The sequence below is a fragment of the Vibrio sp. 1078-1 genome, from assembly GCF_033340475.1.
In genome coordinates, this window is record NZ_JAWOWM010000648.1 from 1 (window position 1) to 579 (window position 579).

At 43.5% G+C, this 579-nt stretch carries 1 protein-coding gene; it reads right to left on the reverse strand.

Going from position 1 to position 579, the window contains the following annotated elements; all coding sequences use genetic code 11:
* Nucleotides 1-2 precede the first annotated feature (2 nt).
* Nucleotides 3-579, reverse strand: a 577-nt coding sequence (locus R7190_RS29290; RefSeq protein ID WP_318138127.1) for a response regulator, incomplete at its 5' end; no start/stop codon positions are given.

Below are 579 nucleotides of genomic sequence, written 5' to 3' on the forward strand. Positions count from 1 at the left end.
TTTTAAATCCAGTTAGCAATTTTATCGAAAAGGCGATTCTTATCTGCGGGTTTAACGATAAAGTCGGACATGCCGGATGAGCCAATTTTATCTAGCGTCACAGGAGAACTGTCTCCCGTATGCGCAATAATCGGCACAGTTGCATACGGCTTTTCTGAGTTACGGATACGTCGCGACGCTTCTACTCCGTCCATGATTGGCATCTCAATATCCATTAAAATCAGATCGATATTTTCTTTTTCAAGAGTGTCCAATGCTTGCTGACCATCTTCCTTTTGTACCACTTCAAATCCCTGCTTCTCTAGTAACATCGCCGTAAACTTACGCAGAGACTCGTTATCATCCACAACCATGATGGTTCGCTTGATGGATTTATCTAAAGGCGCAGATGGCAGCGTTGACGAGATATAAGTGGAATCGTAAAGCAAACGTTCAATCGTAGCTTTGGTGTTTAGCAGCCACGCTTGAGTCTCTACCCAAATCGGGTCATGGCCTACTTTTTTAGCTCGTTGTGCAGGTTTGTGTTCAAAAAGATACACCACACGCGCCTCGGTAAATGAAAGTAACAATTCGATTCTG